This is a genomic window from Virgibacillus salarius (genome assembly GCF_039521925.1).
Taxonomy (GTDB): Bacteria; Bacillota; Bacilli; order Bacillales; family Amphibacillaceae; genus Virgibacillus; species Virgibacillus salarius.
Map to the genome: position 1 here is coordinate 1 of NZ_BAAACY010000105.1, position 8,549 is coordinate 8,549.

Here is an 8,549-nt window from a genome sequence, read left to right on the forward strand (position 1 = left end):
CGGTGAGAGGCAATTCGAAAGTGGAAAATGAATTAGGATTTGCCTTTATGGCGGTGAACTTAAGAAAGTATACCGCCATAAAACAAAATTCATGTATTTATGATAATGAAAAAGATTCCAGCTATCTATTTTTGATAACTGGAATCTCTTTTTTACTTCTCCAGGCTAGTTATGTCCCAGCCCCATCATAATTACCTTTTCTTCGTCACCTTTCCTTTTAAAATAAATATTACGTTGCTAGAATTACAGTTCGGACAACCTTCCTGTTTTAGCTGTTCAATTGTTTTGTATCTCCCTGTATACCCTACACGATATTTTTCTCCACAATGCTTGCAGCTATAGATACGTTCTGACTGCTTCAACTCTCCAGTATAGATGGGATCTGTATAAAAAGTACGCCAGTTATCTGCAATATGTGTAGCTGCTGTCGTTTTTAAAATAAGCATTTGGCTCTGGTTTGCTATCATTTGAGCACCCACATAGGAATTAAAATTTGGATATGTGGCAACAATACTCAATCCCATTTGAACAAACAAACGATTCATTTCTAACATAAATTCGGGTGACTTATGTGCAAAAGATAAAAAGATTTGCCGTCCTTGGTTACTTTTCAATGCTTGGATACCTCTAGCTAGGAATAACCCCAGTCCGTTTAGCGTATAAGGTGGATCTGTAAAAAAGCAATCGTATGACGCTACATACGTTTTGCCTAATGGGTACCGCATATCATGCTCTATACATGTGATTGGTAAGCCTTCTTTTTCTGTGAAATCACTGATGAATTGAAGAAAGCGACAATCAATATCCATTACATGAATAACCGTTCTAAATCTTTGCTTCGCAGGAAATAATTTCTTTAATAGCAAGCCAATTGATATACTAACTAAATCATCATCTCCAATACATAAGATACGTTTACCAATTAAAGCATGCTCTTTTAGACAGAGAATGGCTCGACGTAAACTAGTTTCAGCTGTACATTGTGATTGATCTAACTGTACGTCAACCTGCGGACGCTCAGCAAATAATTGATTTAACACAGCAAGGACGTCCTGACATTCGTCTAACCAATTAGCTTCGATCGATATAAGTTTATGATATAACGTTTTGTTTAATCCCTGAAAATCCAGCTCCTGTTCTACCAATATATTTCCTTTCACTGTACAGCGTACACCACGATCTTGCTTTAATATTTCCTTCTTCATCAATTCTTTTTTTACGGCGACAGTTACTGGTACTGGAAGGTGAACCCTTCTCGCTAAATTCTTTGTAGAAATCCCCGGCGCTACATAACATTCTCTGATTACTTGTTCGATAACAGCTGTACCTTCTTCTAAATCAAGTTTGGCACCTACCTGTTCGATAATATCCATTATAATAATACCTCCATATTTCCATTCTATTTTCACTCCTCTTCAAATAACTCTTAAAAACATTCATTACTTATTCCTCCCTTTTCATTTAGAAAGCTTAGCTAATCGTCAAGATCTAACGGCGATAGCCCTCGCTAGCATTCACACTGATTTCTAGATTTTTTCAGTGTAAAAAAAGACGGCAAATGAACATGGTCATTTGCCGTCTACTAGCCCTATACCAAAGAAGCATGATTCATAAGAACTTCCAATAAAAGTCCATTCTACGAATCACCTAGCACGATTGAAGCGATTAAAAAAACCCGCACTTGAACAGCACGGGTTTTTACACTTCTTCACGTAGGATTCTAAAGACATGATTAACCGTTGTTCATTACTAATTCAGAAGGTTAGAGAAGCCCATTTCAAATAAACATTCGTATTGTCTACAAATGACCATTTTTGAACTCTAAAACCTTATTAAGTTACTGAATTAGTTGAACACACCTGTTACCATGTAATTATCTCCTCTTTATATAGGGTTGAAATCAGCATATCACACATTAGTGGGGATCACAATATATTTTTAACATGCTAATAAAAACTGTAGTTGCGCTTGAGAACTTCTCCTACCCAATCACATTGTACTAGTCTTTGTATCCTCCACTAATTGTACGTACCACAAGGGTATGATTTTAAAGGCCTTTGAACCAATTGGACATTTACGACAATCAATCCCACTCTCACCTATATTGGTTTCTCTTCATTGCTAGAAGTGGGGGGCTTAACTTCCAGTTATATGTGGGATGAAGCTCAAAAAATGATTATTCAACTTTATCAGGTTTTGGATATTCATACCCTTTCGTATCAACTTCTACCTTCTGCATTTTTTGTTCTTCAGCTGCAGACACAATCTCGTCTGTTACCTCCAATCCTTCTGTTACTTTACCGAATGCTGCATACTCACCATCCAAATGTGGCGAATCGGCAACCGTAATAAAGAATTGTGAGCCTGCTGAGTTAGGATCAACCGATCTAGCCATAGAAATTACGCCACGCTCATGTTTAAGCTCATTTTTAAAATCATTGGAACTAAATTCTCCCTCTATGGAATAACCTGGACCACCAGCTCCCGTTCCTTCTGGATCGCCGCCTTGAATCATAAAATCAGGCATGACCCGATGAAATATCAATCCATCATAAAACCCTTCCTCTGTTAACGCTATGAAATTCGCTACCGTATTTGGCGCGATCTCAGGATATAATTCAAGCTTTATCTTTTGATCATTTTCCATCGTTATCGTTACAATCGGATTTTCTTCCACATCATTTGGATAGTCACTGCTTCCCTTGCCATTACCTGCTTCTCCCTTATCTGCACTACTCCCACAGCCAGCTAGAACGATTATGATGGCAAAAAAGAGCAGAGGGAGAAGCTGAAGCGTATTCATTCTTTGTTTTTTTCTCATTTCTTATTCCCCTTGGTTAGTAAGATTTCTTGTCCGTATTATAGCATGAAGGAGATGGGTCTATTTTCTTAATCTTCTACTTTTTTATTCCACACCTAACAAATAACGAGAATAAAGAGGTTAAACGAATGATCATATCAAAAGCTAAATAATTATGTAATTCTTTATCCATTATGAAATATAAAATACTTTTATCATACAAGTACGCTGCAAATCAACATTGGCTTAGCAGAGTAAATCCTCGGACTCATGTTATTCCCGCATGATTCTTCTACTAGCATTGTATTTATCCATTCCCGTTGGAATCATCATCAGTTCTAAATGTGAACGATAAAAAACCAAACTACGATCCGGACATAGCTTTGTATGCTTGGATTATAGTTTGGTATTCCATTTTTTGTCTCGCCACCATTATAACTTTACTGCAATTACAAGAACAACTCAGTATTCTTCCACGTAATACTCCTCACCCAGACGATTCCGTAATCTTATTATAAAGTCTTCATAGATGGCTTTTATTCTCCTGTTACATTAGTTATCTACATGAACATTTGGTTATCATACTATATTTATTCATTTTTATGTTTGTCGCATACTTTTCATAATGAAGCTTACGATTAAGATTAAAACAATCGCTCCAATTAAAGCAGGGATGATGAAAAATCCGCCCATTTCTGGCCCCCACTCACCTAGGATTAGTGAACCAAGCCATGCGCCAATAAATCCTGCTATAATATTTCCAATAACCCCTCCCGGGATATCACGACCAACAATAAGACTTGCCAGCCAGCCAAGAATACCACCAATAATTAATGACCAAATAAAACCCATATTGATTTCCTCCTATAGATGTTTTGATTCTAGGTATAGGAATAGCTTTCCCAAAATGTATGGTTTTAAACAATTATAGAAATGAAGCAATATCAGTAATTATCACATTAACTATTTGCTACTTGATAAACCTCAAGCAGAGGTGCTCCTGTTAACAAACAATGGTTTACCTTCTATCAACATAACTGGAAATCGATCATTTCTTGTCAACTTTTCACATGGTACTTTTCTTTCGCTTCTAGTCGGCGTCGATGAAGAATTGGTTCTGTATATCCACTTGGCTGTGATTTCCCCTGCAATACAAGATCGCATGCTGCTTGAAAAGCAACGGACTCGTTAAAGTTAGGAGCCATATTGCGATATGCAGGATCACTCGCATTTTGCTTATCAACAATTCTTGCCATTCGCTTTAACGTATTAATTAGTTGCTCTTTGCTGCAAATTCCATGATGAAGCCAGTTCGTCAGCATTTGACTAGATATGCGGAGTGTTGCACGATCTTCCATCAATGCAACATCATTAATATCTGGAACCTTCGAGCAGCCAACTCCTTGTTCTACCCAACGAACAACATAGCCAAGTAATGTTTGGGCACTATTATCAAGCTCCTCCTGTATTTCTTCAGCTGACCAATTTTCATGTTTAGCAATTGGTATCTGTAAAATATCAGCTTGGTAATCCTTTGTCTCTTTTTCAATTTCCGCCTGCACGTCCGTGACGTTTATTTCATGATAATGTAGCGCGTGAAGCGTTGCAGCCGTTGGTGATGGAACCCAAGCAGTATTCCCGCCAGCCTGTAGATGTTCAATTTTCTGCGCTAGCATATCTTCCATCAAATCTGGCATTGCCCACATACCTTTACCAATTTGTGCTCTTCCTTTCATTCCAGTTCTTAAACCAGTATGGACATTATTTTTTTCATAACCATTTAACCATGAAGAAGTCTTCATTTCTCCTTTTCGAATCATGGGGCCGGCTTCCATGGACGTATGGATTTCATCTCCAGTACGATCTAGAAAGCCGGTATTAATAAACACAATTCTATCTTTAACTTCATAAATGCAATTTTTTAAATTAAGCGTTGTCCGGCGTTCTTCATCCATGATACCGATTTTTAGTGTATACCGGGGCATATCAAGCATATCTTCTACTCGATTGAATAGTTCATTCGCAAATGCTACTTCTTTGGAACCATGCATTTTCGGCTTCACAATATACACGGACCCTTTTTGCGAGTTTTGGTATGGACTATTACCCAATAGATCATGCTTCGCCATCAAGCTTGTGAACACGCAATCCATGATTCCCTCTGGAATTCCTTTTCCAAATTCATCAATAATTGCATTCGTTGTCATTAGATGTCCAACATTTCGGACAAACATAAGTACGCGACCAGAAAGTGTAATTTCCTCTCCATTCAATCCAATATAATTACGATCTGCATGTAATGTACGTGTTACTTTCTTACCATTCTTTGTGAAGGTCGATGATAAGTTACCACGATTCAATCCTAGCCAATTCCTGTAAACAAGTGTTTTATCTGTTGCATCAACAGCCGCAACAGAATCTTCACAGTCCATAATACAGGAGGTTGCAGATTCGATAAGTACATCCTTCACCCCTGCTTTATCCACTGTACCGATAGCATGTGTACGGTCAATTTGAATTTCGAAATGTAAGCCATTATTACAAAATAACAGCGCATGTGGATTTTCTGTAAAGCCTTGATAACCGACAAACTTCGTAGCGTCTTTTAGGCTAGTTGTCGTTCCGTCATCAAGTGATACGTTTAATTTCCCATTCACAATAGCGTATTTCGTTGCTGATTTATGTGAGGCATCCATAAGCGGTGTTTGTTTATCTAAAAAATCTTTGGCAAAAGCAATTACCTTTTCTCCACGTATCGGATTATATGCCCCTATACGATCTGCTCCATTTTCTTCATTTATCACATCGGTTCCATATAAAGCATCATAGAGAGATCCCCAACGGGCATTAGCTGCATTAATAGCATAACGAGCGTTATCAATTGGAACGACAAGCTGCGGTCCAGCTTGCTTTGTAATTACATCATCGATATTTTTAGTTCCAATTGTAAAATCAGCAACTGGACTCTCTATATATTCAATTCCCTTTAAAAACGCTTGATATGCCTGAAAGTCAACTACATCATTAGCTTTATGCCAAGCATTGATCTTTTCTTGGAACGCATCACGATCCGCTAATAATGCTTTATTCTTTGGAGCTAAATCAGTAACGAGTTGTGCGAAGTCCTTCCAAAATGTTGGTTCACTAAGTCCTGTTTCTGGCAACGCTTCTGATTGAACAAACTCATAAAGTTCCTTGGAAATTTGTAGGGTTCCTACTTTCACATATTCTGTCATAGCTATTCCTCCTCTTCCATTCTTCCTTGCTATTATTTTAATCGGAGTAGCGTAGAAACAAAAATATATGTTTTGCATGAGCATTATTCCTTTTGGCTATAGCTTGCAGTATAATAAAAAACAGTAACACATTCTCTTGGTTAAAGGGGGAGATAAGATGGACATAAGGCATGTCGAATACTTTGCAGAGGTTGCGAAACAACGAAACTTCACGAAAGCCGCTACTGTACTTCATATATCTCAGCCTTCATTAAGTAAAACCATTAAAAATTTGGAAAATGAACTGGGCGCTCCATTATTCGACCGCGGGGCAAAGCAGCTTGAGCTAACAGATGCAGGACGTGCTTTTCTTGTTAATGCAATGAATGTACTTGATGCATTTGATAACTTAACTGCAGAACTTAATGACGTTATTCATTTAAAAAAGGGAGAAATCAAAATTGGAATACCTCCGATTATAGGTGCTGCTTTCTTTTCCAAACTAATTAGCAACTATAAGGAAGCACACCCAACCTTTGATATGACGTTGCATGAGGTTGGCAGTAACAGCATTAAACAAGGGGTTAGAGAGGGAGAGCTTGATATTGGCTTAATTTGTAATATCCCTATTAAAAATGAAAGCTTTGAAATCATTCAGCTACTAAAGGATCCGTTAATGCTTATTGTTCATACTGATAATCCAATAGCAAATGAAGCGTCGATTGATTTTGCCGCTATTGAAAAAGAACCCTTTATCTTATATCGAAATGATTTTTCTCTCCATGACAGGATTATGGAAGCGTGTAGTAACCACGGCTTTCAACCAACAATCGTCTGTGAGAGCTCACAAAAAGACTTCATGATTGAAATGGTAGAAGCGAAATTAGGAGTTGCGCTGTTACCAAGTAAAATATGCGGTCAAATAAATAGTCGTAGTATTACTGCAATTCCTTTCACAAACCCTATCGTACACCTAGAGCTAGGGATGATTTGGAAAAAGCATAAATATTTGCCCTACGCCGTCAGAGAGTTTATTGCTATGTCGGAAAACTTTATTTACTAATAAAACAGATGAAAATTCGACGAGGCTGGGGCAAAACACAACTTCTTTACTCAAAATACGAATGATCAGGTTTATTAATAGGAGTATCATCGCCGCACCGTGAAAATATACGTGCTTTCCGCGGGCACGGCATCAGCTAACTTGGTAAAGAAAAACACGTTACCACGTGGGTCTTCGGACTCGTGCTGTTCCCGCTGGATAAGGAAGGCTTCGGCAGCAATACATCGCACGTAGAAAAAGCATTCTTCTTTTTCAAGGAGTCTCGCTTATTTCAGCTATTAAATGAATGATTCTGATCAAAAAACGAACGATAATTAATTTCTTTGTCTCAGTCTCTTGGTAATGTCGGAGACTCCAATAAATATCTGTTTGATTGTCACAATAAAGCTTTCTAGACAGCATTCATTTACAATCCTGTCGAGTTTATGCTTATCATTGGAACAAATTATTGAAAATGACTATCCCAATGTGTAGTTAGCAGAACAGACTTATCTGGAGTAAATTCATTTTCTCCCAAAACGGCTTGATGCATAAGATCATTAACTAATTTCAAACGTCTCTTTGTACAAAATCCATCCCAATCCAAAGCCAATGATATGTTTCATTCTCTATAGCGTCTAATAACGTAATAACTATCTCCAGGAAGAAACCTTCATCGGAATTTCTCTTCCTATCGATTTACCCCTCATCTTACCCAGAGTAAAAAGAACGGTAATAGTTAGAAAAATATGTATGGGTCTCGTATTTCCGTAAATACTGAAGATACAAACTGTAAGAAGGTGGTAGTATTGTGAAAATACTAATTCTATTAGGTAGCGCTATCTTACCAACTATTTTGTACTTTTCTCAAAAATCTAATAAACGGTTCGAAATTGTATTTAATCTTTGTGCGTTGCTGTCTCTAGTTGTTTTTGGAAATATCCTTGCATTGTCTATTTATAACGTAATAAAAAATAACACTGTATTAATGACAGATATTCACGCCATTTTATTAAACCCCTTCTTTTTAATTACTGGTGCTTACCTTGGCATATATTTGATATACATGCTACTAAAGACGATTGGAATAAGTAGGGGAAATAACGACCATATCAATTAAGGTGTATAGGATTAATACATCGACTACAAAAATACCTTACATTGTTTTACATATCTATTTCATGATAAAAACCTTAGACAAGAGCTCCTATTTCCGCTTGATCATGTGATAATCCAAAAATGTGGGTACACCAGCTAATACAAAAGGAGATACTATCTGATACGAGTTCATTTATCCCCCAATTTGTTCTTTTTTGATTTACAAAATATGCATAATGACAAATTCAATCTTGGTTATTCCAAGAATTTTTAAAACACCAATCAAAATATTTTAATTTCCACTGTAAAATCCCCTACTATGCTGAGGCCACTGAAAAAGTCCAAAAAAGATATGATTTCCATTTTATTATGGGATTCATATCTTTTTTTAGTT

The 8,549-nt window shown here is 37.1% G+C and carries 7 protein-coding genes; 3 read left to right on the plus strand and 4 right to left on the minus strand.

Annotated elements, in window-relative coordinates; all coding sequences use genetic code 11:
- On the plus strand, positions 1-191 hold a 191-nt coding region (locus tag ABDZ84_RS13665), incomplete at its 5' end, for a hypothetical protein (RefSeq protein WP_425542129.1).
- Here ABDZ84_RS13665 and ABDZ84_RS13670 read toward each other — a convergent pair.
- The 4 genes from ABDZ84_RS13670 to ABDZ84_RS13685 form a co-directional block, all read right to left on the minus strand.
- Positions 192-1,373: a bis-aminopropyl spermidine synthase family protein gene (locus tag ABDZ84_RS13670; protein ID WP_343781911.1), complete on the minus strand. Its 1,182-nt coding sequence runs from the start codon at positions 1,371-1,373 to the stop codon at positions 192-194. It abuts the gene before it with no gap.
- 803 nt (positions 1,374-2,176) lie between these two features.
- Positions 2,177-2,821: a peptidylprolyl isomerase gene (locus ABDZ84_RS13675; RefSeq protein WP_026679984.1), complete on the minus strand. Its 645-nt coding sequence runs from the start codon at positions 2,819-2,821 to the stop codon at positions 2,177-2,179.
- A gap of 579 nt (positions 2,822-3,400) precedes the next feature.
- Positions 3,401-3,652, minus strand: a complete 252-nt coding sequence (locus ABDZ84_RS13680; protein ID WP_026679985.1) for a GlsB/YeaQ/YmgE family stress response membrane protein — start codon at positions 3,650-3,652, stop codon at positions 3,401-3,403.
- 206 nt (positions 3,653-3,858) lie between these two features.
- Entirely contained in the window at positions 3,859-6,036 is a 2,178-nt protein-coding gene (locus ABDZ84_RS13685) for a malate synthase G (protein WP_026679986.1), read from the minus strand.
- A gap of 157 nt (positions 6,037-6,193) precedes the next feature.
- Between ABDZ84_RS13685 and ABDZ84_RS13690 the strand changes: the two genes are divergently transcribed.
- Positions 6,194-7,078: a LysR family transcriptional regulator gene (locus tag ABDZ84_RS13690; protein ID WP_026679987.1), complete on the plus strand. Its 885-nt coding sequence runs from the start codon at positions 6,194-6,196 to the stop codon at positions 7,076-7,078.
- Between the two features lie 790 nt (positions 7,079-7,868).
- Positions 7,869-8,177: a hypothetical protein gene (locus ABDZ84_RS13695; protein WP_051388252.1), complete on the plus strand. Its 309-nt coding sequence runs from the start codon at positions 7,869-7,871 to the stop codon at positions 8,175-8,177.
- Positions 8,178-8,549: the final 372 nt, after the last annotated feature.